The 23,830-nt window shown below is 68.4% G+C and carries 24 protein-coding genes; 14 read left to right on the forward strand and 10 right to left on the reverse strand.

Features of this window, described 5'->3' with window-relative positions:
- Position 1 precedes the first annotated feature (1 nt).
- Entirely contained in the window at positions 2 to 301 is a 300-nt protein-coding gene (locus OG817_RS16475) for a hypothetical protein (RefSeq protein ID WP_406055606.1), read from the forward strand.
- A 181-nt stretch (positions 302 to 482) separates the two neighbouring features.
- Here the strand turns inward: OG817_RS16475 and OG817_RS16480 are convergent, their stop codons facing one another.
- On the reverse strand, positions 483 to 1,178 hold the full coding sequence (locus OG817_RS16480; protein ID WP_406055608.1) for a response regulator: 696 nt from the start codon (positions 1,176 to 1,178) through the stop codon (positions 483 to 485).
- Between the two features lie 228 nt (positions 1,179 to 1,406).
- On the reverse strand, positions 1,407 to 1,991 hold the full coding sequence (locus OG817_RS16485) for a sigma-70 family RNA polymerase sigma factor (protein WP_406055610.1): 585 nt from the start codon (positions 1,989 to 1,991) through the stop codon (positions 1,407 to 1,409).
- Positions 1,992 to 2,415: 424 nt separating this feature from the next.
- Between OG817_RS16485 and OG817_RS16490 the strand changes: the two genes are divergently transcribed.
- The 11 genes from OG817_RS16490 (at position 2,416) to OG817_RS16540 (ending at position 14,158) form a co-directional block, all read left to right on the forward strand.
- The gene (locus OG817_RS16490) at positions 2,416 to 3,978 is read left to right on the forward strand and encodes an amidase family protein (RefSeq protein ID WP_406055612.1); all 1,563 of its coding nucleotides are present in this window, start codon (positions 2,416 to 2,418) and stop codon (positions 3,976 to 3,978) included.
- A complete protein-coding gene (locus tag OG817_RS16495) occupies positions 3,975 to 5,264 on the forward strand; it encodes an MFS transporter (RefSeq protein ID WP_406055614.1) in 1,290 nt (429 codons plus the stop codon). Before OG817_RS16490 ends, OG817_RS16495 begins: the two co-directional genes overlap by 4 nt.
- Before the next feature lie 128 nt (positions 5,265 to 5,392).
- Entirely contained in the window at positions 5,393 to 6,412 is a 1,020-nt protein-coding gene (locus tag OG817_RS16500; protein ID WP_406055616.1) for an ABC transporter ATP-binding protein, read from the forward strand.
- 1 nt (position 6,413) lies between these two features.
- Positions 6,414 to 8,024, forward strand: a complete 1,611-nt coding sequence (locus OG817_RS16505) for an ABC transporter substrate-binding protein (protein WP_406055618.1) — start codon at positions 6,414 to 6,416, stop codon at positions 8,022 to 8,024.
- Between the two features lie 3 nt (positions 8,025 to 8,027).
- Complete coding sequence (locus OG817_RS16510; RefSeq protein WP_396390210.1) at positions 8,028 to 8,972, forward strand: ABC transporter permease; 945 nt, start codon at positions 8,028 to 8,030, stop codon at positions 8,970 to 8,972.
- Positions 8,969 to 9,931 (forward strand): ABC transporter permease, encoded by a 963-nt coding sequence (locus OG817_RS16515; RefSeq protein WP_406055620.1) that lies wholly within the window; start codon positions 8,969 to 8,971, stop codon positions 9,929 to 9,931. The genes OG817_RS16510 and OG817_RS16515 overlap by 4 nt, the downstream gene beginning before the upstream one ends.
- Positions 9,932 to 9,954: 23 nt before the next feature.
- Positions 9,955 to 10,950 carry an ABC transporter ATP-binding protein gene (locus OG817_RS16520; RefSeq protein WP_406055622.1) on the forward strand — a complete coding sequence of 332 codons (996 nt, stop codon included), beginning with the start codon at positions 9,955 to 9,957 and terminating at the stop codon, positions 10,948 to 10,950.
- Positions 10,951 to 11,154 (forward strand): hypothetical protein, encoded by a 204-nt coding sequence (locus tag OG817_RS16525; RefSeq protein ID WP_360446217.1) that lies wholly within the window; start codon positions 10,951 to 10,953, stop codon positions 11,152 to 11,154. It begins immediately after the preceding gene.
- Positions 11,154 to 12,548: an amidase gene (locus OG817_RS16530; protein WP_406055624.1), complete on the forward strand. Its 1,395-nt coding sequence runs from the start codon at positions 11,154 to 11,156 to the stop codon at positions 12,546 to 12,548. Before OG817_RS16525 ends, OG817_RS16530 begins: the two co-directional genes overlap by 1 nt.
- A gap of 9 nt (positions 12,549 to 12,557) precedes the next feature.
- The gene (locus tag OG817_RS16535) at positions 12,558 to 12,740 is read left to right on the forward strand and encodes a hypothetical protein (protein ID WP_396390206.1); all 183 of its coding nucleotides are present in this window, start codon (positions 12,558 to 12,560) and stop codon (positions 12,738 to 12,740) included.
- Positions 12,737 to 14,158, forward strand: a complete 1,422-nt coding sequence (locus OG817_RS16540; RefSeq protein WP_406055627.1) for an amidase — start codon at positions 12,737 to 12,739, stop codon at positions 14,156 to 14,158. Before OG817_RS16535 ends, OG817_RS16540 begins: the two co-directional genes overlap by 4 nt.
- On the opposite strand, the gene OG817_RS16545 is transcribed toward OG817_RS16540, so the two are convergent.
- Entirely contained in the window at positions 14,125 to 14,985 is an 861-nt protein-coding gene (locus OG817_RS16545; RefSeq protein WP_406055629.1) for a GntR family transcriptional regulator, read from the reverse strand. The genes OG817_RS16540 and OG817_RS16545 overlap by 34 nt on opposite strands.
- Positions 14,986 to 15,181: 196 nt before the next feature.
- Complete coding sequence (locus OG817_RS16550; RefSeq protein WP_406055631.1) at positions 15,182 to 17,161, reverse strand: GAF domain-containing protein; 1,980 nt, start codon at positions 17,159 to 17,161, stop codon at positions 15,182 to 15,184.
- Between the two features lie 169 nt (positions 17,162 to 17,330).
- On the opposite strand from OG817_RS16550, the gene OG817_RS16555 reads away from it, so the two are divergent.
- Entirely contained in the window at positions 17,331 to 18,845 is a 1,515-nt protein-coding gene (locus tag OG817_RS16555) for an MFS transporter (protein WP_406055633.1), read from the forward strand.
- Positions 18,846 to 18,854: 9 nt separating this feature from the next.
- On the opposite strand, the gene OG817_RS16560 is transcribed toward OG817_RS16555, so the two are convergent.
- The 3 genes from OG817_RS16560 to OG817_RS16570 form a co-directional block, all read right to left on the reverse strand.
- Positions 18,855 to 19,730, reverse strand: coding sequence for an NAD(P)-dependent oxidoreductase (locus OG817_RS16560; RefSeq protein WP_406055635.1), 876 nt, complete (start codon positions 19,728 to 19,730; stop codon positions 18,855 to 18,857).
- Between the two features lie 77 nt (positions 19,731 to 19,807).
- Positions 19,808 to 20,773: a hypothetical protein gene (locus OG817_RS16565; RefSeq protein ID WP_406055637.1), complete on the reverse strand. Its 966-nt coding sequence runs from the start codon at positions 20,771 to 20,773 to the stop codon at positions 19,808 to 19,810.
- Between the two features lie 124 nt (positions 20,774 to 20,897).
- Positions 20,898 to 21,530, reverse strand: a complete 633-nt coding sequence (locus OG817_RS16570; protein WP_406055639.1) for a DedA family protein — start codon at positions 21,528 to 21,530, stop codon at positions 20,898 to 20,900.
- Positions 21,531 to 21,698: 168 nt separating this feature from the next.
- Here OG817_RS16570 and OG817_RS16575 point away from each other — a divergent pair, with 168 nt between their 5' ends.
- On the forward strand, positions 21,699 to 22,064 hold the full coding sequence (locus tag OG817_RS16575; RefSeq protein WP_360446233.1) for a response regulator: 366 nt from the start codon (positions 21,699 to 21,701) through the stop codon (positions 22,062 to 22,064).
- Positions 22,065 to 22,075: 11 nt separating this feature from the next.
- Here OG817_RS16575 and OG817_RS16580 read toward each other — a convergent pair whose 3' ends face one another.
- The 3 genes from OG817_RS16580 to OG817_RS16590 all read right to left on the reverse strand — a co-directional run bounded on the left by OG817_RS16580 (position 22,076) and on the right by OG817_RS16590 (position 23,750).
- Complete coding sequence (locus tag OG817_RS16580; RefSeq protein WP_406055641.1) at positions 22,076 to 22,810, reverse strand: YoaK family protein; 735 nt, start codon at positions 22,808 to 22,810, stop codon at positions 22,076 to 22,078.
- 7 nt (positions 22,811 to 22,817) lie between these two features.
- On the reverse strand, positions 22,818 to 23,015 hold the full coding sequence (locus OG817_RS16585; RefSeq protein ID WP_406055643.1) for a hypothetical protein: 198 nt from the start codon (positions 23,013 to 23,015) through the stop codon (positions 22,818 to 22,820).
- A 114-nt stretch (positions 23,016 to 23,129) separates the two neighbouring features.
- Complete coding sequence (locus OG817_RS16590) at positions 23,130 to 23,750, reverse strand: hypothetical protein (protein WP_406055645.1); 621 nt, start codon at positions 23,748 to 23,750, stop codon at positions 23,130 to 23,132.
- Positions 23,751 to 23,830 lie beyond the last annotated feature (80 nt).

Here is a 23,830-nt window from a genome sequence, read left to right on the forward strand (position 1 = left end):
GGTGACGACGAACGAACAGACGGCACAGCCGTCGCCGACGAAATGTTGGTGTTGCGACAAGGAGTACGACGAGCGCGAACTGGTGCGATTGGGCGCTCATCCGGAGGTCGGGATCTGTCTGGCGTGCGCCCTCGATGTGAAGCAGCGCGCCGGTGAACGCGAAGACGAACTCAGACCGACGGCGACCACGGGGCTACGAACCGGCGTACGGCGCTCACGCGAATGGGTGATCGCCCGTGACTGGCACAACCGGCCGGTCCTCGGCCCATTGCTGCGTCGGATCAACCGCCATCTTCCGTAGCGTGGATCGGCCGGTAGGTGCCGTCCGTCAAGAAGTCGTGTTGTCAGGGGTGGAAGACGACCTGTGGGTACTTCGGGCTTGCACGGCGGCTCGTCATCAAGAATCCACCACGCGACGGACCCTCGGTCCCCCGCTGGAATGACCTCGGCTCCCAGACGATACGGAAGCGCAACTCGTCGGGTCAGCGTGTCTCGAGGAACGTGACCACTGCGAGCACCCTGCGGTGGTCGTCGTCGGTCTCCGACAGGCCCAGCTTGGACAGGATGTGCCGGACGTGCTTCTCCACGGTTCCTTCGGTCACCCACAGTCGCCGGGCAATGCCTGCGTTGGATCGTCCCTCGGCCATCAGCGCAAGCACCTCGTGCTCCCGCTCGCTGAGACCGGCCAGCGGGTCGTCACGGCGCCGCGCGGTCACCAGCTCCTGCACCAGAGCTGGGTCCATGACCGATCCACCCTTGACGATCCGCTCCAGTGTGTCGATGAACTCGTCCACATCCGTCACGCGGCTTTTCAACAGGTAACCGATCCGCTGACCGGTGGCGAGCAGCTCCATCGCATCCTCGACTTCGGCGTGGGCCGACAACACCAGGATGCCGATCTCCGGAAGCTCGGTGCGGATCTGCCGCGCGGCATCCAGTCCGTCCGTGGTGTGCGTCGGCGGCATCCGGATGTCGAGCACGACCAGGTCGGGCTTCAGTTCGCGCACCATCGGAAGGATCCACGTACTGTCGCCGGTCTGCCCGACCACCTCGAACCCGGATCGCTGCAGCAGGCTGGCCAGGCCCTCACGAAGGAGGACATCGTCCTCGGCCAACAACACACGCGTGACAACGGCACCATTGCTGTGCCGGTGCTGCGAGGACGGCCCGGTCGCCATGACAAAGGGTATCCCGATCCGTTCCCGCCCGCAGCCATCCGAAATCCCGTGCTACAGGTGACCTGAAGTCACCGGGTGCCCGCGCTCCACACAAGCCGGTAGGCCCGGTGTCTCGAGCGCATCTCGCACCTCTCACGGTTTCGTCGTCCAATCCGGGCGGCGGACCCGGCGTGGCGGGGCGGACCCGGCGTGGAGGGGTGAGTACTCGAGACCGCCGGGTCCGCCGGTCTAGTTGCCCATGACTGCTTCCATGGGCTCCGCTGACGCGCGCCTGTGCGCGCGGGCAAGCAGCAGCCGTACCTTCAGGGCCTTGCGGCCGCGGTGGATCCGCGACATCACCGTTCCGCGGGGAACTCCGACGATTCCCGCGATCTCCTGGTAGCTGAAGCCCTCGACGTCGCGCAGCAGCACCGCCCGCCGGTAACGGTCAGGTAGCGCCGCCAGCGCCTCCTGAACCCGCTGATCGGCGATCGCCTCGATCACGGTCGTCTCGGCGGAAGCCTCGACGTTGCGCTCGACGCCAGCGGTGACCCGGCAACTCTCGGGAACGGTTCTCGGTTCGTTCCGCCGCTTGCGGTAAGTGTTGATGAACGTGTTGCGCAGGATCCGGTACAGCCATCCGGTCAGGTTGGTTCCGGGCTCGAACCCGGAGAACCCCTTGTAGGCTCGCAGGTACGTCTCCTGCAGCAAGTCCTCCGCGTCGGTGTGATTCCCGGTCAGCCGCAGGGCAGCGACGTACAAACGCGGCCGAAGCGGAACCGCCTCGGCTTCGAAGCGGTCCTTCAGCTCGTCAGGACTGCAGAGTGTTCGCACCCTCGGAGCATCCCGCGACACGTGTGGCCGTGTCGTCGCCGTGAGCACTCCCCCACCGGGCATGCTGCCGGGAATCATCACTACCCGCTAGCAGGAATCGCCCGCACAAGCGCTCGGTCACCTGGTGTCACGATCCCGGCCGCGAAGCCGGACTTGCTCCCCCAGCGCCAGTGCGTGAGACGGCAAGCGCGGTAGCGCGCAACGGCGGGCGATGGGCGCGTGGGTCGCAGGACGTCCAACCGCGAGAATGGTGGCGCTGGTTCGGCGGTGGGGCCGCGTTGCTGACCAACTGCCGGGGCATCCGCGCAGGTCAGGGACGGGTCAGGCGCGAGGCGAACCCGCTTAACACGGTGCGAACGCAACTGGGCCGGTGATGTAACCCGGGCTCGCGACCGTCGATCATCCGACGATCGAGGAGGCCGCCATGCATCGAGTTCCCGATCTACCCGAGCTCCAGGCAACCGCTGAACGGCTCGGCACGCAGCTCAGCAGCGAAGAGGCGGAGGTCTATCGCCGCCATCTGACCCGGATGCTCGCCGAATTCGACGACTTCGTCCAGGCCCGCACCGCCGAGGTCCGGCCACCGCGGTTCCCGGGCGCCCGTGAGCCCGGCTACCGCCCGGGCCCGGACGAGGACCCGCACAACGCGTGGACCTGGAAGTGTTCCGTCGCGGGCAGTGGCGAGGGCACCCTGACCGGCAAGAGCGTCAGCTACAAGGATCACACCGCGGTCGCCGGCATGCCGATGGCCTTCGGCGCGCACGCTCTGTCCGGCCACGTGCCCGACTTCGATGCGACCGTCGTTCAGCGTGCCCTGGAAGCCGGCGCGACGGTGGTCGGGAAGAACGTGATGAACGGCTTGGCCGGCGGCTACGGCTTCGGCGGCGGCGTCGGGGACTACGGCCGCCCACTGAACCCGCACAACCCACTGCACCTCACCGGTGGGTCATCGTCCGGGTCCGCGGCAGCACTGGTGGACGGCGAGGTGGACATCTCGTTCGGCGGCGATCAGGGCGGCTCGATCCGGATCCCGGCCGCCTGGTCCGGAACCGTCGGGCACAAGCCGACCTTCGGCCTGATCTCCCACTTCGGCATCGGCTTCGGCTCGGACCAGAGCATCGACTACACCGGCCCGATGACGATGTCGGTGCGCGACGCCGCCCTCGCCCTCGAGGCCGTCGCCGGGTACGACGGACTCGATCCGCGCCAGACCCGCGACGTACCCGATTGGTACGACGCCACGAGCGGTCTGACCAACGACATCGAAGGACTGCGGATCGGCGTACTGCGGGAAGGATTCCTCGGCGCCACCGAGGCGGTGACGGACTCGGTCCAGCAGGCGATCGAGGTGTACGAGAAGCTCGGCGCGGTGGTCACCGAGGTGTCCGTGCCGGAGCACCTGACCATCGGCGCGGCGCAGATGGCGTTGTCGGCCGAGGCCGCACTGGCGGTCCGCGGCTCCGGGTTCTACGGCGCGTTCACTCGGACCTACTACCCCGAGGACACGATCGCAGCGATCACCCGGGCCTGGCAGCGCGACCAGGAACTACTGGATCCGCGGGGCCTGCTCACGCTGATGGCCGGCGAGTTCAGTCGCCGCTATTGGGCCGGCCGGCTGTACGCGAAGGCGCAGAACGTCCGGCCGGCGTTCATCGCGGCGTACGACCGGGTCTTGTCCGACGTCGACCTGCTGGTGATGCCGACGACGATCACCCAGGCACCGCGCTTCGAGCCGATCGACGACCGAATGACCGCGCTGGACTTCGCGTTGCAGAGCCCCGTCTCGCAGAGCGCGGTCGCGAACACCCGGCCGTTCAACTTCACCGGCCATCCCGCGCTGGCGGTGCCGTGCGAGAAACGCGACGGGCTGCCGGTCAGCATCCAGCTGGTCGGCCGGATGTTCGACGACGCGCTGCTGCTGCGCGCCGCGCACGCGTTCAGCCAAGCCGTTCCGTTCACGGAGTGGCTCGCTGTCGAGGCGGCATGACCAACCGAGGCATCTTCCGTTCGCTGCAGGTTCGCAACTACCGGAACTTCTTCTGGGGTGGAACGGTGAGCAACATCGGGGTCTGGATGCAACGGACCGCGCAGGCGTGGGCCGTCGTCGTGCTTAGTCACGGCGACGGCCTGGCCCTCGGCATCGCGACCTTCCTGCAGTTCTTTCCGACGGTGCTGCTGGGCCTGGCCACCGGGGCCCTGGTCGACCGGGTCGACAAGGTCCGGGTCTTGATCGTGACCCAAGGGCTGGTCGGGCTGGGCAGCGTGGTGATGGCGGTCCTCGACGGTCTCGGGATCCTCACCCTGGTTCAGGTCTGGGTGCTGGCCGGTGCGATGGGCATCGTCACGGCGTTCGACATCCCGGCCCGGCAGGCGGTGGTGTCCGAGCTGGTCGGCCCCGATCGGGTGGTGAACGCGATCGGGCTCAACTCGGCCTCGTTCAACGTCGCCCGGCTGATCGGGCCGGCGATCGCGGGCCTCCTGATCGGCGTGGCCGGTACGCCGTTGATCTTCGCGCTGCACGCGATCAGTTCGGCCGGCATCCTGATCGCGTTGTCGCGGATCGACCGCTCAGAACTACGCCAGGTGCCGCGCTCACCTGTGAGCCGGGGGCAACTAGTAGCGGGCCTGCGGCAAGTAGCCGGCGATCCAGTGCTGGCAACGGTGATCGTGCTGGCCGGCGTGATCGGGATCGTCGGGGCGAACAGCCTGCAGGTGGTGTTGCCGCTGGTCGCGACCGAAGTGTTCGATGTCGGAGCAGTCGGCTTCGGCCTGATCACGTCGTGCCTCGCGGTCGGTGGTCTCACCGGAGCGCTGCTGGCCGCATCGACCAGCGGGATGCCGAGGTACCGCTGGGTCATCGGTGCCGCGGCGGCACTCGGAGGCAGTTTGGTGATCGCCTCGCTGATGCCGATGCTGGTTGCCTTCGGCATCGCGCTGGTCTGTTGCGGCGGGATGTTCATGTCGTTCGCCGTACTGGCGAACACGTCCGTTCAGCTGACCGCCGAGCCGGGGCTGCGCGGGCGGGTCGTGGCCGTCTACCTGACGTTCTTCCTCGGTGGCGGTGCGCTCGGCGCTCCAGTGCTGGGGATGCTGGCCGAGCACGTCGGCCCGATGCGGGCGATCGGCTTGGCCGGCACGCTCGGCCTGCTGGCCGCCGCGGCCGGAGCGGTCGCCATGATGGTCGTCCGGTCCCGTCCGGTAATACTGGCGAATTCCCCCGGAACGATTCCGGGAATCGTTTACGAACGAGATACCGAAGTCGTCGACCACTGAAACATCAGCGCCATAGTTTGAACCTGGAACTCCTTCTACGACAGGGCTTCGGGCCCCGTCCTCACTCCGCTGAATACGTGCCGGAGCCGGTCGAGAAATCCCCTGGAAGGAACACAACAATGTCGATGATGACCCAAACCCGACAGGTCGGGAAAACAACGCCGGTGATCTCGCCCGCGTTACAGGTGCGTCACCTGGTCACCGAGTTCCGCAGCCGGTACGGCGCGGTCCGCGCGGTCGACGGGGTGTCGTTCACGGTGCCGCGCGGCCGAGTGCTGGCGGTGATCGGCGAGTCCGGCAGCGGCAAGAGCGCGATGCTGCGCTCGATCATCGGGATCAACCCGCCGACCACCCTGATCACAGGGGAGATCTCGGTCGGTGGCCGGGACCTGCAGACGATGTCACCTCGGGACCGCCGCACGGCCCGCGGCAGTGACGTGTCGATGGTGTTCCAGGATCCCCTGACCGCGCTGGACCCTGTCTACACGATCGAGAAGCAACTGGTCGAGGCGATCCGCAAGCACCACGAGGGTCTGGGCAGGTCCGAGGCCCGGTTGCGGGCCCTCGAGTTGCTCGAGCTCGTCCAGATCCCGTCGGCCGGCACCCGGCTGAAGGCGTACCCGTCGGAGCTGAGTGGCGGCATGAGGCAACGAGTGGTGATCGCGATGGCGATCGCCGGCCGGCCGACGGTGCTGCTCGCCGACGAGCCGACCACCGCGCTCGATGTCACGGTGCAGGCCCGGATGATGCGACTGTTACGGCAGATCCAGCGCGACATCGACATGGGTCTGGTCATCGTCACGCACGACCTCGGCGTCGCGGCCGAGCTCGCCGACGAGGTGGCGGTGATGTACGCCGGCCGGTTCGTCGAGCACGGCTCCGCCGTCCAGGTGCTCACGGCACCATCGCATCCGTACACCGAAGGCCTGATCGAGGCGAACGTCCGGGCCGGGCAGGATCGTCGGCCCAACGCGATCCCGGGGGCGCCGCCGAGCCTCGACCAACTGCCGCCCGGCTGCGCCTTCGCACCCCGCTGCGGCTACGCAGTCGGCGCCTGCTGGGAGACCCGGCCGACGGCCAAGACAGTGAACGTCGGCCACTCGAGCAGCTGCCTGCTCGTCCACGGCGAGACCGCACTGGCGTCCTGACATGCATCTCCGCCCACGCATCAGACACGCCCTCCTCGCGCTGCTGCTCGTCGTACTGGCCGGGTGTACGGCGGCAGCCGCGAGCGGACCGCCGCCGGCCGGTGGTGAGCTCCGGATCGCCATGTCCGCGGGCAACATCCCGTTCCCGTCCACCCCGCCGAACGAGGGGTACGAGGGGTACCGGTTCGTCGGCAACAACATCTACGACGGCCTGACCCGGCTGAATCTGAACCAGTCGGCCGCCTTGCCGACTCCCCAGCCGTCACTGGCCGAGTCCTGGATGCCGTCGAAGGACCTGACGACCTGGACCTTCAAGCTCCGTCAGGGCGTCCACTTCCACGACGGTACGACGTTCGACGCGGACGCGGTGATCTTCCAGTTCGATCGGCTGCGCACCAAGACCTCCCAGTACTACGACACGAAGTCCGCAGCCAGTGCGGCCGCGTCGTTCAGGTACTTCAAGTCCTGGCGCAAGGTGGACGCCCGGACCGTCCAGATCACCACCACCAAGCCCTACGCGTGGCTGCCGTGGGATCTCGCCGCCATCTTCTTCCCCAGCCCGGCGGTGGTGAAGAAGTACGGGAACAACGACTACAACAAGCATGCCTCCGGCACCGGTCCGTTCCGGATGACGAAGTACGTCGACGGCGAGGAGATGGAGCTCACCCGCAACGACGACTACTGGCGTGGCCCCGTCAAGCTCGGCCGGATCGTGCTCTATCCGCAACCCGAACCCGCCTCACGACTGTCGATGCTGCAATCCGGTGAGGTCGACTGGGCAGAGGTCCCGTCACCCGACTCGGTCCAGCAGTTACGCAACGAGGGCTACCAGATCGAGATGGGCAAGTACCCGCACGGGATCATGCCGCGGTTCAACCTGTTCCGGGCGCCCTTCAAGGACAACCTCGAGCTGCGCCAGGCACTGAACTACGCCCTCGACCGCCAGGGCACCGCCGCGTTGCTGAACAACGTCGGTTATCCCGCGACCGAGTACGTGTACGACGGCAACCCGTCGTACACGAGGAAGACGCAGGGTTACAGCTACGACGTGGAGAAGGCGAAGCGGCTGCTCGCCGACGCGGGCTATCAGCCCGGTCAGCTGACGATCACGATGGCCTATCCGACCGGTGGCTCCGGGAACATGTATCCGGACACCATGATGCAGAAGCTGCAGGCCGACTTCGCCGCGATCGGGGTCCGCACGAATCTGCGGCCGCTGGAGTGGAACACGATCATCTCGATCGGTCTGGACGGCCTGAACGCCAAGCAGTGGAGCGATATCGACATCCTCTGGGCCTCCCCCGCCGCCGGGATGATGCCGACCGGCTACAGCGCCACCTACTTCTGCAACCGCCCCGGCGGACTGCCGAACGCCACCGGCCTGTGCGACCCCGCGATCGACGCCGCTCTCACCGCGGCCAGTCAGCAGCCCGACGTCGCGGCGCAGTACCGGTATCTGCAGCAGATGATGGATGTCGCGCTGAAGAACGCGTACTTCCTCTTCTGGATGCACGACCTCAACCTGCGGGTGCTGAGCCCGAAAGTGCACGGCTACGTCCAGCCCCAGTCGTGGTGGGTGGACTTCACCCAGATCTCGGTCGAGGAGGACTGACCCATGCTCCGTGTCGTGGTACTTCGGATCGGGATGGCGGTGCCGATCCTGTTCGGCGTCTCCGTCATCGTGTTCCTGCTGATGAACGTACTGCCCGGGTCGGCGGAGGCCTCGCTGGTCAGCGACGACATGTCTGCCGCCGAGCGGCAGGCGATCCGCGACGAGCTCGGGCTCAACGACCCGCTGCCACTGCGGTACCTGCACTGGCTGGGTGACGCGCTCCAGGGCAATCTCGGGTACTCGGCCCAGCGCCGCCGCGACGTCACCGACCTGCTCATGCAGGCGTGGGGCAATACGGCCGTCCTGGCAGTCGTCTCCGCCGTGTTCGGGATCAGCCTGGGCCTCTGGCTCGGGTACGTCGCCGGGACACGTCGCGGCTCGTTGATCGACCGGATCACCGGCGTACTCAGCCTGTCCGGCTTGAGTATCCCGTCGTTCTTCCTGGCGATCATCCTGCTCGCGGTGTTCGCCGGCGGGCTGCGGCTGCTGCCGTCAGGTGGTGCGAACCTCGACTCGGGACTGCTGATGGCACTGCGAAGTCTGGTGCTGCCCGTGCTGTCCGGATCACTGATCACCATGGCGATCACGGCCCGGGTGACCCGCGCGAGCATCGTCGACGTGGCCGGGGCGGACTTCGTGGAGACGCTGCGGGCCAAGGGACTGAGCGAGCGGGAGGTCCGGCAGCACATCCTGCGGAACGCGATCTCGCCAGTGCTGACCACCTCCGGCGTCCAGATCGGCGCCCTGCTCGGCGGTTCGGTGCTGGTGGAGACGATCTTCCGCTGGCCGGGGATGGGTCTGCTGGTGTTCACCGCGATCTCGGCCCGGGACCTGCTGGTGGTCCAGGGCGCCACGTTGGTCATCGCGGTCACCTTCGTGCTGGTCAACCTGGTCGTCGACCTGCTGCAGGCCTGGATCGACCCACGGGTGAGAGGAGCGGTCGCATGAGCGAGACAGTGGTTCCGACCCTGCTCGACAAGAGCTTCGGCGCGAGTACGACGGCTGCCGACCGCGCGGAGGCCGCGCGCCGCCGCGACGAGTGGAACGCGGCCCGGACCAGCGAACGACCGACATCCTTCTGGCGAGCGACGCTGCGCCGGTTCGTCGCCAACAAGGTCGGAGTGGTTGCCGCGGTCATCGTCCTGCTGTTGGTGCTCGGGGCAATCTTCGCCCCACTGCTCACCAGCGCGGACCCCTTGCTCGGCAAGCCGCTCGACCGGCTGCAGAACCTCGGCTCGCCGGGTCACCTCCTCGGCACCGACGAGCAGGGCCGCGACATGCTCGCCCGAGTCCTGTACGGCGGCCGCCTGTCACTGCTCGCGGGATTCGTACCGACGCTCGGCGCGGCCCTGATCGGTACGGCGATCGGCGTCACCGCCGGCATCGTGCGTGGCGCGGTCGGGACGGTCCTGATGCGGGCGATGGACATGCTGTACGCGTTCCCGGCGATCCTGCTGGCGATCGCGGTCGGCGCCTCGCTCGGTCCGGGCCTGACCAACACGATCATCGCGGTCACGATCGTGTTCATCCCACCGGTCGCGCGCGTCGCCGAGTCCGCGACCCGCCGGGTCGTCGTCCAGGAGTTCGTCGAGGCGGCCCGGCTGAGCGGCGCGAGCCGGCTGCGGGTCGCCCGCACCCAGGTGCTGCCGAACGTGCTGAACGACGTGATCGTCTACTCCTCCGGCCTGGTCGGCGTGGCGATGATCATCGCGGCCAGCCTCAGCTTCCTCGGCCTCGGCTCGGCGCCGCCGGCGCCCGAGTGGGGCTACATGCTGAACAGCCTGCGCGGCATGGTCAGCGTCGCCCCGCTGGTCGCGATCGTGCCCGGCTTCTTCATCTTCCTCACCTCGGTGGCCTTCAACCTGGCCAGCGACGCGCTGCGGGAAGCCATGGACAGCCGGCTCTGAGCCGGTGCGGAAGGAGAACCCCGATGGAGTTGCTCGAACTGATCGACGTCTCGAAACAGTTCCACGTCCGGGCCGGCGGACGCCGGGCCAGGCTGTCCGCGGTCGACCAGGTCTCGCTGACGGTCCGGCCGGGGACGACGCTCGGCATCGTCGGCGAGTCCGGATGCGGAAAGTCCACCCTGGCCCGGGTGATCGTCGGCCTGCACCTGGCCGACGACGGCGAGATGATCTTCGACGGCAAACAGGTGCTGACCGGCAAACGCCGTACGCCGGCCGAGCTGCAGCGGATGCAGATGGTCTTCCAGGACCCGTCGTCGGCGCTCAATCCGCGTGCCACGATCAGTGAGTCGATCGGGTTCCCGCTGCAGGTCCAGGGCGTGCCGAAGACGTTGATCGCGGAGCGGGTCGAGAAGGTGATGCGGGACGTCGGTCTGCCCGCGGCGTACGCGTCGCACTATCCGCACCAGCTCAGTGGTGGGCAGCGCCAACGAGTCAACATCGCGCGGGCGCTGGCCCTGCAACCGAAGCTGGTCGTCCTGGACGAGGCGGTCTCGGCGCTCGACAAGTCGATCCAGGCACAGGTGCTCAACCTGCTGAGCGACCTGCAGGAGGAGTACGGGCTGACCTACGTCTTCATCAGCCACGACCTCAATGTCGTGCGCTACATCAGCGACGACGTCGCGGTGATGTATCTCGGCCAGGTGGTCGAGAGCGGTGATGCGCAGGAGCTTTACGACAACCCCCAACACCCCTACACCCAACTGCTGCTGTCCTCGGTCCCGACACTCGACCCGACCCAGAGCACGCGCGACGAACCGGTCGACAGCACCGACGGCACTGAGATCCCCAGTCCGATCGATCCACCGAGCGGCTGCCGGTTCCGTACCCGCTGTCCGTTCGCGATGGATGTCTGCGCACAGGTCGCACCGCCGCGGGTCGCCGTCACCGAGGGCCGCACGGTCGCCTGCCACCTGTACGCCGACTCCGCAGTACCACTCCCCCACCCGCAGGAGGTTTGAATGTCCACACCCGCAGAGGTCGTCCCCGCGATCCTGGCCGCGGCCCAGCTCACCGTCTCCGAGAGCGAGCTGGCCACGTTCATCCGGGACTACCCGCTGATGCGACAGGCGGCCGACGCGCTGTACCGGCCCGAGTTCGACCCCGACGAGCCGGCGATCCGCTTCGACCCGCTCGACTTCTACTCCGCCGGAAAGGACGCCTGATGACCACCATCAAGGACGCAGCGGCCGCCTTGCGCGACGGCAGCCTCACCTCTACCGCACTGACCCAGCAGATCCTGGACCGCGCCGTCGCCCTCAACCCCGCTCTTGGCGCGTACGTCGAGATCACCGCGGACGCGGCCCTCGAGCAAGCAGGCGCGGCCGACACGGCCCTGGCCGCCGGGGACGATCGCGGTCCGTTGCAGGGCATCCCGCTCGCGATCAAAGACATCATCGCGATGAAGGGCGCACCCACCACCGCCAACAGCCATGTGCTCGCCGAGGACTGGGGAGCCGGGACGGACGCACCGGTCGTCGCCCGGCTCCGTGATGCCGGCGCAGTCTTCGTGGGCAAGTCGACCACCAGCGAGTTCGCCTGCGGGTTGCCCGACGCAACGAAACGCTTCCTGGTCCCGCACAATCCCTGGAACGTCGACCACACGCCGGCCGGGTCCAGCTCCGGCACCGGCATCGCCGTCGCGGCCGGTCTCGCCCTTGGCGGGCTCGGCACGGACACGGGCGGTTCGGTCCGCAGCCCAGCTGCCGTGAACGGCCACACCGGCCTGAAGGTGACGTTCGGCCGGGTGCCGAAGAGCGGGGTCGTCCCGCTCGGTTTCAGCCTGGACAGCATCGGCCCGATGGCACGCAGCGCCTGGGACTGCGCGGCGCTGCTCGAGGTGATGGCGGGATACGACCCGACTGATCCCAACTCCGCGCAGCAGCCGGTCCCGGCGTACACGCAACTGCTGGACGGTTCAGTGGACGGGTTGCGGATCGCGCTGCCGATGCCGTACTTCTTCGACCACGAGCAGCTGGATCCGGAGATGCACGACGCTGTGCTCACGGCCGTGAAGCAGCTGGTCGGGCTCGGTGCGTCCTCGACCGAGCTGGACCTCCCGTACGCGGCCGAGGCCAAGGACGCGAACCACATCATCATGGTCTCAGAGGCGTACGCCTACCACCGCAACGATCTCGTCAGCCGCTGGAACGACTACGGCGTCCACACCCGGCCGACGCTCGCCCGCGGAGCCTTCTACACCGCCGGTGACGTCGCCCAGGCGCAGCGGTTCCGCCGGTTCTTCTCCCGTCAGGTCGCGGAGCTGTTCACGAGCTACGACGTGATCATCACGCCGTCCGCGCCGGTACCGGCTGAGCCTGCTGCCGGACTGTCACCGAGCAAGCGCCTGCTGACCCCCAGCTACACCGGCCAGTGGAATCTCACCGGCCTGCCGGCGGTCGCCGTACCGACCGGATTCTCCAGCAGCGGGCTGCCGCTGTCGATGCAGATCGTCGGCAAACCGTTCGCCGAGGCCACAGTGCTGAAGGTCGCCGACGCACTGCAACGCGTCAGCGACTGGCACCTCGCCGTACCGCCGGTCGACGCCCTCGCCGCCTGAAAGGACACCATGAGCAACGAATCAGAACCTCTGGCGACCGTGCTCGCGCTCGCCGGAGTAGAGCCGGCCGAAGCCGAACTGGTGCCGATGGCAACGGCTTTCGGCACCGCCCGGGAGAACGCCGCGCTGGTGTACTCCGTCACCGCCGCCCGTTACGAGGAACCGGGCCTGATCTTCTCCGCGCGGCCATGACCGCGCGGACGATCTCCGCTGCGCTCGCATCGCTGCGATCCGGCGAGGTCACCGCGTCCGGCCTGGTGGACGAGGCGATCACGGCTGCGGATGCCCATGACGGCGAGCTCGGCATCTACCTGGCCCGGTTCGACGAGCCGGCGCGGGAAGCCGCCGCCGCGGCTGACGAGATCTATGCGGCCGGTGATCCGGCCGGTCCCCTGCTCGGCATCCCGCTGGGCATCAAGGACATCATCACCACGGTCGAGGGACCGACCACCGCCCAGAGCCTGGTCCACGACCCGGCCTGGGGCGACCAGCTCGACGCTCCGGTGGTGGGCCGGCTCCGCGCCGCGGGCGGCATTATCAGCGGCAAGACGACCACCATGGAGTTCGCGACCGGCGTGCCCGATCCGTCCAAGCCGTTCCCGATCCCCCGCAACCCGTGGAATCCCGATCACTGGACAGGCGGGTCCAGCTCCGGGACCGGCAACGGTGTGGCGGCCGGGGCGTTCCTCGGTGGGCTGGGCACGGACACCGGTGGCAGCATCCGGATCCCGGCCGCGTTCTGCGGGATCTCCGGGCTCAAGGCCACCTTCGGACGCGTGCCGAAGTCGGGGTGCGTCCCGCTCGGTTACAGCCTCGACAACATCGGCCCGATGGCCCGCTCGGCCCGTGACTGCGCGATCATGCTGACCGTCCTGGCGGGGTGCGACGCGAGTGACCCGTGTTCGGTGGACGAGCCGGTGCCGGACTACGAGGACGCGTTGACGGGTGACCTGGGTGGGCTGCGGATCGGCGTCGACCCACTCGCGGAGTACCGCCGGGCAGACCAGGATCCGCAGCTCGGCGAGCTCCTCGAGGCGGCTCTCGCTGTACTGACTGCGCGCGGTGCGACCGTCGTACCGGTGCGGCTGCCGTACTACCGGGAGCTGACCGCGGCCACCGGAATCACGTCGCGGAGCGAGGCGTTCGCGTACCACGCACCCGATCTGCGCACCCGGTGGTCCGACTACTTCGCGGCCACTCGGCAGGGCGTCGGCATCGCGGCCGCGTACACAGGTGCCGACTACGTCCAGGCCCAGCGGGTACGACGGGTCGGTCAACGGGAGTTGGCGTCATTGTTCACCGAGGTCGACCTGATCGTCACTCCGACCGCGAGCGTCGAGGCCTTCACGATCGACGGGCTGGGCAGTCTCGCGACCGAACGCTTCCGTGCGATGCACACGTCCTATTGGAATGCGGTCGGTAACCCGGCGCTGTCGATACCGATGGGGCTCGGCGCACGAGGTCTCCCACTCGGGTTACAGCTCGTCGGAAGACCGTTCGACGAGGCGCTCGTACTGCGAGCCGGCGACGCCTACCAGCAGGACACGGATTGGCACTTGCGGCAGCCCGCGCTCGCTCAGGCCTCGGCCGTCCCTGTGGCTGTGGCCTGAGGCAACGGCATCGAGGGCGCCCCGCTCGGCGGCGTCCTCGATACCGGCCCGCGCATCACGGTGGCGAACACCAGCCGGTCGGAGCGCGCGTGCGACACGCTGTACTCCAACGGATGGCCGTCCAGCGCTCGCACCACCCGGCTGGTGTCGAGGAGGGCGAACCCGACGTCGACCCGCAGCGCCTCCGCGCTGATCGGGTCCGCGCTCGAGCAGCCGATCTGCAACTCGGTATCACCGACCGGCTCATGCAGTACGTCGGCGATCAGCTCGTACGGCGATCGGTTCAGACTCGCGAAGGAGCCCGTCAGCAGCACGGCGAACGGATCGGCCGGCATGAACGCGGACCGGATGCTGAGTGGAAATCCGTCGAGCGACGTGACCGACTCCAGGATCACCACCTCTGCTCCGACCGGAAGCTCCAGCCGCTCGGTGATGAACGCGGGCGCCTGATGCAGGCTGGCGTACGTCGTCCGGATCGCCACCCGCGTCCCCTGAGTGTTGACATCCTGCGCGAGATCCTGCGACACCTCGATGCCGTGCTGCAACGCGCTCGGGGTCAACGCGAACGTGCCGGCGCCGCGAACCCGCTCGACGAGTCCCTGTTCAGCCAGGATCGCCAGTACGTCTCGGATGATGCTGCGGCTGACGCCGTACTTGCGGATCAGAGCGTCTTCGGCAGGTAGCGGCGCTTCGGCCCAGTCGCCGCTGAGCAGTTCGGTACGGAGAAGATCGCAGACCCACTGGACCGTGCGCGAGCGTCCCGGACCGCGCCGGGAGCCACGGTGGTGGTCTGAACCGTGCTGCCACTGTCGGGAGAGGTGTTCCACCGGATCTCCTCCGACCGCCGGACGACGAGATTGCCGTTACGCTACGTCCGCTGGACGACCTGCCAAAGCGATAACTCCGTGGCCTGGGTCACAGCCCGCGTCCGTCTGGTTCCTCAAGAGCGGGGACGGGCTCACCCACCGCTGGCCGAGCACCGGCGTCGTCCCGGCCGACGCAACCGGCGGGGGTGTCGTTGGGCTAGGCACCGTCCAAGGGGAGCGAGACGTGGATCGCCGTACCGTGTCCGACCGGGCTGATGACGAGGATCGACCCGCCCAGAGACTCGACTCTGTCCTGCAGTCCGACCAGACCTGATCCACCGCGTGGTTCGGCACCGCCCGCGCCGTCATCCCGGACGGACAGCCGCAGTGCGTCGTCCCGTTCCTCGAGAGAGACCTCGGCGTGCGATGCGCCGGCGTGCTTGGCCATGTTGGTGAGTGCCTCGGACACGACGTAGTACGTCGCAACCTCCAGCGGCGGCGGGTACCGGGACTGGGTCTCGACCGCCAGGTCGACCGGGACGGTCGAGCGACGGATCAGCGTCCGCAAGGCCGGGCCGAGGCCACTTTCGACCAGGACCGCCGGGTGGATGCCCCGGGCTAGCTCGCGCAGCTCGTCCACCACCTCGGTGAGGTCGTGGGCGGTCTGTCCGATGTCGGTCCGCAGCCTCGGCAGGTACGCCGGTACGCCGCTCTGGGCGACGCGTAGTTCGAGAGCGAGCGATACCAGCCGTTGCTGGGCCCCGTCGTGCAAGTCCCGCTCCAGCCGGCGCCGCATCTCGTCCCCGGCGGCGACCACCCGCGCGCGGGACGCCGTGAGCTGTGCCCGGCTCTCCGCGTTCGCGATGGCGGTGGCGACGATCTCGGTGAACTCGACCATCCGCTGCTCGGCGGCCGGGTGGAAGGGGTGACCTCGCGATGCGATGGTGATGCCACCCCAGCAGAGCCCCTCGACGACGATCGGGCTGGCCACCGCCGACCGGACGTCCCATTCCTGAACGAATTCGGGGAGGCGCCCGCGCATCTCGTCGTCCAGGTCGTACCGAGCCGACTCGCCCGTCGCCTGCACCGTTCCGATCGCCGACCGCGACTCCAGCGTCCGGCGCTCGCCGACCCGGATGGTGTCCTCGAGCAAGCCACGGCTTCCCATCAGCGTCGCCGTTCCGTCGGCTTCGAACCGGAAGATCGCGGTGAGGTCGGCGCCGGTCAGCCGGCCGAGCTCCTCGGCCACCGTGGCGAACACGAGCCTGCGTTCCGCCCCGCGCGCGACCAGCGTCGCCACCCGCCGCAGTGCGGCCTGCTCGTCGGCCATCCGGCGCAGCTCGGCCCGTGCTTCGGCGTTCTCGATGGCGGTGGCGACCAACTCGGTGAAGCTTGCGATCTGTGACTCCGTGTTCGCCGCGAAGGGCTCATCGCTCTTCGTCGAGGCGGCGATCACCCCCCACACCTCGCCGGCCACCAGGATCGGGCAGCCGACGGATGAGCGGATCCCCAGCGCCTGGGCTTCCTCGGCGATCGCTCCGGTAGCGCCCACGAAGCTGTCGAGCCGGACCGGCCGACCGGTCTGCCGCACCTCGCTGGCCACGCTCAGTCCGTCCAACTCGATCCGTGTGCCGACAGTGAGGCGGGCGGGCACCCTGGTCCAGGCGGCGACACCGGTCACGGTCCCGTCTGCCTCGTAGCGCTCCATCCGGGCCAGATCGGCCCCGCACAACAGCCCGACCTCGCGGGTGACAGCCTCGAACACCGCCGCGGGCGACTCCGACTCCGCAACCAGGGTCGCGACCCGGCGCAACGCCGACTGCTCCTCGGTCAGGCGCACCGACTCCACCGCCGCCCGCCGCGACCGCGCTGCCAGCTCGGACACCACGAACGAGGTCACCAGGAACACCCCGAGCACCACCAGGTTCCGGGAGTCGGCGAGCCAGACCGAACCCTCAGGCGGCAGAAGAAAGGCGAACGCCACGACGCTGAGGACCGACGTGACCGCCGCCAGCCGCGCTCCCCACACCACCGCCATCGGCAGGACGGCGAGCAGGTACAACACCAGCAGGCTCAGCACAGGGACGTACGGCCTGAGCAGCGCGACCACACCGGTCACCACCGCTACCAGGGCCACGCTGGCCAACAGCCCGCGCAACCAGCGGGCGCTGGCTGGATTCAGCCGGCTCCGTGCCATCATCGCTTCCCTCGGACACGCCGACGGACCAGCTCGCCGCAGGCGCCCGCGGCAGACCGCCGAACCTGGCTCTCGATTGTGCCACCAGCTAGCAGGGGGTGCGGAGCCCCTCCTGACCAGCACTGGGAATGGCCGCTGGCGGCGATGCCCGGCAACTATCAGTCGGCCGATGCTGGTGGTCGTGGACAACGACCGGATCAGCGCCACGAGCGCAACGGCAGCACCGCCCGCGACCGGCCATCCGCTGCGGTGGCGGACCTTGGCGGTGACCCAGCTCGCCGCGTTCATGGCGCTACTCGACGTCAGCATCGTCAACGTGGCGCTGCCGTCCATCGAGCGAGTGCTCGCAGTGCCGGCCGGAACCGCGCAGTGGGTGGTGTCCGGATACGCGCTCAGCTTCGGGCTGGCGCTGGTACCGGCCGGCCGGCTCGGCGACGCGCTGGGCCGGCGCCGGATGTTCCTGATCGCCCTGACCGCGTTCGTGCTGACCAGCGCTCTCACGGGTGCGGCGCCGACCATCGGTCTGCTGATCGCCGCACGGCTGCTGCAAGGCGTCGCCGGCGGCATACTCGTACCGCAGAACTCCGGCTTGATCCAGGAACTCTTCCAGGGAGCCGAACGAGGCAGGGCGTTCGGCATTCTCGGTGCCACGATCGGAGTGGCCACCGCGGCAGGCCCCGTGGCCGGGGGTCTGATCATCACGCTGATCTCCGGACCGGATGCCTGGCGCTGGGTCTTCTACGTCAACGTGCCGATCGGTGTGGTCGCGCTGCTGCTGGCCGCGCGCTGGGTTCCGGCCCGTTCGGGAGCTGGCCGCGGCAGGCCCCACCTGGACCTGACCGGGTCGCTGCTGCTCGGCGCCGGCGTGCTCTGCCTGCTGCTCCCGGCGGTGGAGGCCGAGAGCCACGGTCTGGGAGGCGACTGGTGGCTGTTCGTGGTCGCTGCATTGCTGCTGACCTTCTTCGCCAGGTGGGAGCTACGTACCGCACGCAGGGGCCGCGAGCCGGTACTCGACCCACGGCTGGCACACACCTCTGGCTTTCCCGCCGGCTCGATCATCGGCATGGTCTACTTCATCGGCTTCACCGGCATCTGGCTGGTGCTCGCGTTGTTCTACCAGGACGGATACGGCTACTCACCGCTGCGCTCCGGGCTGGCAGTGACACCGTTCGCGATCGGGGCCGCGGTGTCGGCGGCTGTCGCGGGGCGCCTGGTCTCGAGGTTCGGTCGGGTGCTGACCGTGACCGGCCTGACCGCGACGATCGCCGGACTGGTGACCACCGCGCTTCTGCTGCGCCACGTCGGTGGCGACACCGCGGCGTGGGCGACCGCCGGGCCCTTGCTGGTAGCCGGACTGGGCGGCGGCATGGTCACCTCACCCAACATCACGCTGTCCTTGCAGCACGTCCCGGTACGGATGGCCGGCGCGGCGGGTGGCGCCCTGCAGACCGCTCAGCGGATCGGCTCGGCGATCGGCACCGCCGTACTGGCGACGATCTTCTACCACGTCCTGATGAGCTCCGACCATGACTACCCACCGGCGGTCTCCGACGCGCTGCTGAGCGCCTCCGCGCTGATGCTCGTGGCCTTGCTGATCGCAGTCGTCGACCTCGTCCGGCACCGGCGACCTGACCGCGGTGCCGGACCCACCGTCACCACCACCGAGCGCTCATCGCGAGCATGAGGCCCATGGTCACTCAGGACGTCGTCCCCCATCCGAAGTGATCGTGGGGATCACCGCCGAATAGTCGAGGTCGCCCGCGCCGGCCGCGGCGGCCTCCTCGAGCCAGTCACGTGACGCCGCCGCCACCTCCAGCCGCCGGCCGAACTGGTCGGCGATCTCAGTGACCAGGTTGAGATCCTTGAGGGCCAGGCTGAGCTTGAAGTTTGCAGGGTAGTTGCCGGATTCCACATTGGCACGCTTGGCCTCGACGGTTCCCGCGATCGGAGTGTCACTCAGTACGTCGAGTACGACGGAACGATCCAGGCCGAAGTCGTCGCCGAGGGCAAGGGCTTCGCCGAAGGCGGCGATCGCCGCGCCGAGCGTGGAGTTCACGACGACCTTGATGGCCGCACCCGCTCCGAGCCCGCCGACGGGGTGCAGCGTGCCGAGTGGCGTGAGGATCGGCTCCACGCGCTGGAAGTCGGCCGGATCCGCGCCGACGTAGATAGCCAGCCGGCCGGTCGTGGCCTGGGGAACGCTGCCCCGCACCGGTGCGTCGACCATGGCGACGCCATCTGGAAGCCGGGATGCGACCGAGCGCACCGCGTCCGGACCCACGGTCGACATGTCAATGACCAACTGCCCCGGTACCAGCGCGGCGGCGACGCCGTCCTCGCCGAACACCACCTGCTCGAGCGCTTCCGCGTTGGTCACCATGGTGATCGCGGCATCGACACCCGCGATCGCCTCCATCGGCGTGGATGTGGCGGTAGCGCCGCGGTCGGTCAGCGGTTTGGTCTTCTCAGCCGTCCTGTTCCATACCGTCACGTCGTGACCGGCCTCGAGCAACCGACTGGCCATGGGTGTGCCCATCAGGCCGAGACCGATGAATGCCAGCTTTGCCATTGTGTGTTCCTCTCACATGCCTTCCGGGTGCGCACGCGCACCGCGGAAGGGCGGTTGATCTCAAAACGGAGTACCGGTTAGCGGGTGGGTGTGATCACCGCGTAGACGTGGTGGAAGCCGATCACGTCGATCTTGCCGTCGAGGAAGCTCTGCGCGCTGATCCGATCCACCGTCGCGTAGCCGGGTTCGTAGAAGAGCAGGTCAGAACCTTCGCGGCCGATCAGCAGGATGTAGTGCCGTGGGATCCAGTCACCGATCAGCACCGGCACCGGCTGATGACTGCCGGCAGATTTGACCGCATCCTCCAGCGCCTGCTTGCCACCAGTCCCGGTGACCAGTCGCGACTTGTACCGCGTTCCCAGAGCGTCGGCATGCCGGTTCAGCTCGGTACTCACTCCGGCCGGTGTCGAGCCCAGCCGCTTCGGCCAGAAGCGGTTGGTCGCATCGTGGATCCGATGTTCCTCGGCCGTCAGCCGCGCCTGGAAATGCTCCGCGCTCGCATCGGAGCGGTCGGTGCTGTCGCCGGTCGTGAGGTACAGCGCATACAGCGGATCTGCCATCGCCCGCGCCATCAGGATCGTCATCGACCCGCAGCTGATGTTGTCGGTCTGTTGCACCGGAGAGAAGCGGTACGCCACCCATCCCGGTCCGTCCGGATCGATCAGGCTGAGGTGTCTGCGCAGCCATTCGGGTTTCTCACCTCGAATCAGCCGCGCGAACGTGACGATGTCGTCGGCGTTGTGCCCGGCCGCCAATGCCTGAAGGAGAAACGGCCGCTCCGCGGAGCCGGCCGCGCCCAGCGTCGCGTCCACCCGGGCCTGATCACCGGGTGACGCGTCGGCCAGCGTCTTCGCCACCCGCGCGGCCGACGAGGCCACGGTCGGCGGATCGCAGTCGGGCTGCACGTGCGGACCGATTCCGTACCCGGTCAAGGACAGGACCAGCGTCGATACAACCGCCGGCCGGCGCACGAGGGCGGTCCAGCGCCGTACCGTTCGAGCAGGCCTGAACGCCTTGGCCCACAACCTCGATCGGGTTGCCACGATCAATCCCTTCCGACCACTCCCGGGGTGCTTCCGTCCTCCCTCCACGGTGTCGCCAGAACGCCCGGAAGTCGTCAGGGTGAGCGGCCATTCGCCATACCGGCTGGCGGTAAACCTGCGGTCGTCAACGAACCCGGCGGTGCTTCCTCCGGATGCGGACGACGAGGACGGCCGCGGCCACGGCGATCAGCACCAGCGGCACATAGGTCAGAGCGTGGGCAAGCGTTGCCAGCGAGGCAGCAAAGGCGTAGCCGAGCAATACGCAGCCCGCGCCCCAGACCAGGGCGCCGACAGCATTCCACGGCAGGAAAGTGCGCAGGTACGGCATCTGGGCCATGCCGGCCATACCCGGTGTCAGCGCTCGCAGGCCCGCGGTGAATCGGCCGAGCAGCACCGCGCGTCCGCCGTACCGCCGCAGGAAGTCGTCAGTACGCCGCCACCGATCGTCACCGACCCGGCGACCCAATCGCGATGAGCGCAGCCTCGGCCCGAGTCGGCGACCGACCTCGTAGCCCACGCTGTCGCCGAGGGCGGCCGAACCGACCGCGACCGCCACCATCGGCCACAGGGCGATCCAGCCCTGGCGGGCAGCGAATCCGGCCACCACCAAGGCCGTCTCGCCGGGGAGGACCAGCCCGGCCATGACCGCGGCCTCGGCACAGGCGAGACCGCCTGCGATGACGTAGAACCACGCCCCGAGCTGTCCACCGAGCTGCTGCAGGAATCCGATCATCGTCAGGTCGTCCGCAGCCGACACCGCTTGATCGAGTTCTTCACGTCACCCACGGTGCCAGCCGGCCCGCTCCTCTTCGATACCGCCAGCACGGGGCACTGGGTACCTGCCAGCAGGATTCCCGCAGCCTGGTGACACCAAGGTCCAGGTAGCCGGATTGTCCGACGACCGGACGGTTGACATGCTGATGCCATGGAGTTGCGCTGCTTGATCGTCGATGACAGCCCTCATTTCCTGTCGGCTGCTCGCGGTCTGCTGGAGCGTGAGGGCATGGTGGTGACTGTTGCCTCGAACGGGAACGATGCCGTTCGCCGCGCCACGGAACTCGGACCGGACGTCACGCTGGTCGACATCGACCTCGGCGGGGAGAGCGGCTTCGACGTCGTACGCCGGTTGATCCGTGAGACCGACCTGGCGCCGTCCACTGTGATCCTGGTCTCCACCCACGCCGAGGAGGACTACACGGAGCTGATCTCGGCGAGCCCGGTCGCCGGGTTCCTGCCCAAGACCAGACTGTCCGCTCTCGCTATCCGTGACGTGCTGGGGCTCCCGGCCTGACGGCGACGGCACTACGGGGCTTGAGTCCAGGGCGCGCGGGAACGGGCGAGCCGACGGGCGGTGATGCAGGCGACCGCGAGCAGCACGGTAGCGATCAAGAGCGGTGCCGCGTGCCGGCCGCTGTGCAGGACAAGTGCGCCGATGAGGCCGCCGAGGAACATGGCCGCGGCGGACAACAGACGCCGGCCCGCCCTGGACCCGGGGCCGCCGGCCAGCCGGCTGTCGGCCGCCGTACCGGTGATGGTCAGCGTCAGCACGGTGGTCGTGAGATCGGGGACTGCCAGCGACCGGGCAGTGGCGTTCTGCACGCCGAGTCCGAGCCCGAGCAGGACGAGGAGCGGATAGCGGGTGCCGTCCTGTCCGGGCGTGCCGGACAGCTCGGCTACGACGAACGCCGCGCCGACGAGGAGAACCTCCACGACCAGTGCGCGGTAGAGAATGCCGGCTCGGTGCGCCTCGCCCCGGCGAATGACCCGCCCGCCAAGCAACGCTCCCCCGGCGAAGGCAGCCAGTGCCACGACCGTGGCGACGAGCGAGAAGCCGCCGACTCCGGCGATCGCGAACCCGCCGAACACCACGTTCCCGGTCATGTTGGCGACGAAGACATGACCAAGGGACAGATAGCTGAAGGCGTCCACCAGACCCGTGACCACCGTGAGCACGAGCATCAGTGGTTGCAACGGCCCGTGGCGATCGTTCCGATCCGGTACGACGGTACGCCACGCCTCCCGCAGAGCGACGGTCACGCGACCCTCACTGGGCGCCGCCCCGGAGGGCCGCGACCAATCCCATCGCCGACAGCTCGATCTCGGCCAGTTCGACGTACAACTTGCGGACCTCGTCCGCACCCCAGTTCGGCGAACTGAGCTGGTGATGCGTGATCGCCGTCATCATCAGAAATCGAGCCTGGGTGGAATTGAAAGCACCGCCCAGCCAGTCTGCACGTTCCATGTCCGCTTACCTCGCAACCGCGTTGCTGTCGTTCCGGGCGCAACCTGTCTACGACCAACGATGATGCGAACCGGGCTGCCTGTCGTCCGGGCAGGCGTCCACACCAGGTACCGGCTAGCGGGAATCTCTGCCGTCGTCGCCCGCCAGGAACCGGCTGGGATCGCCGGCGGCGCTGGCGTTCTTGCCCAGCCAGGCGTTGAGTCCGCGGGGGTCGCGACGTTCGAGTTCGTCCAGATAGTGCTGTCTGGCTTCGACAATGCGCAGGCGAGCGGCCGCCGTGGTCGCGGCCCGCAGGGCGTCGTAGCTGTCCTGCCATCGTGTGCAGAGCTCGGCTGTGGTGAGCGCACCGTTGAAGAGCCTGCCGGGGACGTGCCCGAGCCGGCGGCCGAACCAGCGCATCGCGGGTGGTGACGTGACACCGAGAATCACCACCAAAGACGGACCTGCCGGGCCTAGGAGGACGACATAGCCCGCGCACGCGACGACGGCTGCAATCACTGTGCCGGCGACGACAGCTGCTTTCCACGCTCTGGCGGGGACACTGGCATCCGCCGTCTTCGACCAGGCATTGGCCGCCACGGCCGATCCGATCAGGGAGGCGACGAAGAACAGCGGGAACACCAGATCGGTCGGCACGAAGAACAGTCCTGCCACCACGCCCAGTACGCCGACCAGGCCGCACAAGCCACTCCACACGAGCCTGTAGGCCTTCAGCCAGTTCGCACGGCGCCTCATCTCAAGTCCTCTCTGAATCTCATCGTCCGACGCGGATGATGGAGCGGCAGACCCGGCGCCGAGGATGGATGAGTACTCGA

The sequence above is a fragment of the Kribbella sp. NBC_00889 genome (assembly GCF_045207705.1).
In the GTDB taxonomy this organism is placed as follows: Bacteria; Actinomycetota; Actinomycetes; order Propionibacteriales; family Kribbellaceae; genus Kribbella.

Bases quoted from the DNA above. Each gene is read 5' to 3' on its own strand.
- OG817_RS16480 (WP_406055608.1), bottom strand. From the start codon at position 1,178: ATGGCGACCGGGCCGTCCTCGCAGCACCGGCACAGCAATGGTGCCGTT.
- OG817_RS16490 (WP_406055612.1), top strand. From the start codon at position 2,416: ATGCATCGAGTTCCCGATCTACCCGAGCTCCAGGCAACCGCTGAACGG.
- OG817_RS16495 (WP_406055614.1), top strand. From the start codon at position 3,975: ATGACCAACCGAGGCATCTTCCGTTCGCTGCAGGTTCGCAACTACCGG.
- OG817_RS16500 (WP_406055616.1), top strand. From the start codon at position 5,393: ATGACCCAAACCCGACAGGTCGGGAAAACAACGCCGGTGATCTCGCCC.
- OG817_RS16505 (WP_406055618.1), top strand. From the start codon at position 6,414: ATGCATCTCCGCCCACGCATCAGACACGCCCTCCTCGCGCTGCTGCTC.
- OG817_RS16510 (WP_396390210.1), top strand. From the start codon at position 8,028: ATGCTCCGTGTCGTGGTACTTCGGATCGGGATGGCGGTGCCGATCCTG.
- OG817_RS16515 (WP_406055620.1), top strand. From the start codon at position 8,969: ATGAGCGAGACAGTGGTTCCGACCCTGCTCGACAAGAGCTTCGGCGCG.
- OG817_RS16520 (WP_406055622.1), top strand. From the start codon at position 9,955: ATGGAGTTGCTCGAACTGATCGACGTCTCGAAACAGTTCCACGTCCGG.
- OG817_RS16525 (WP_360446217.1), top strand. From the start codon at position 10,951: ATGTCCACACCCGCAGAGGTCGTCCCCGCGATCCTGGCCGCGGCCCAG.
- OG817_RS16530 (WP_406055624.1), top strand. From the start codon at position 11,154: ATGACCACCATCAAGGACGCAGCGGCCGCCTTGCGCGACGGCAGCCTC.
- OG817_RS16535 (WP_396390206.1), top strand. From the start codon at position 12,558: ATGAGCAACGAATCAGAACCTCTGGCGACCGTGCTCGCGCTCGCCGGA.
- OG817_RS16540 (WP_406055627.1), top strand. From the start codon at position 12,737: ATGACCGCGCGGACGATCTCCGCTGCGCTCGCATCGCTGCGATCCGGC.
- OG817_RS16550 (WP_406055631.1), bottom strand. From the start codon at position 17,161: ATGGCACGGAGCCGGCTGAATCCAGCCAGCGCCCGCTGGTTGCGCGGG.
- OG817_RS16555 (WP_406055633.1), top strand. From the start codon at position 17,331: ATGCTGGTGGTCGTGGACAACGACCGGATCAGCGCCACGAGCGCAACG.
- OG817_RS16560 (WP_406055635.1), bottom strand. From the start codon at position 19,730: ATGGCAAAGCTGGCATTCATCGGTCTCGGCCTGATGGGCACACCCATG.
- OG817_RS16575 (WP_360446233.1), top strand. From the start codon at position 21,699: ATGGAGTTGCGCTGCTTGATCGTCGATGACAGCCCTCATTTCCTGTCG.
- OG817_RS16585 (WP_406055643.1), bottom strand. From the start codon at position 23,015: ATGGAACGTGCAGACTGGCTGGGCGGTGCTTTCAATTCCACCCAGGCT.
- OG817_RS16590 (WP_406055645.1), bottom strand. From the start codon at position 23,750: ATGAGGCGCCGTGCGAACTGGCTGAAGGCCTACAGGCTCGTGTGGAGT.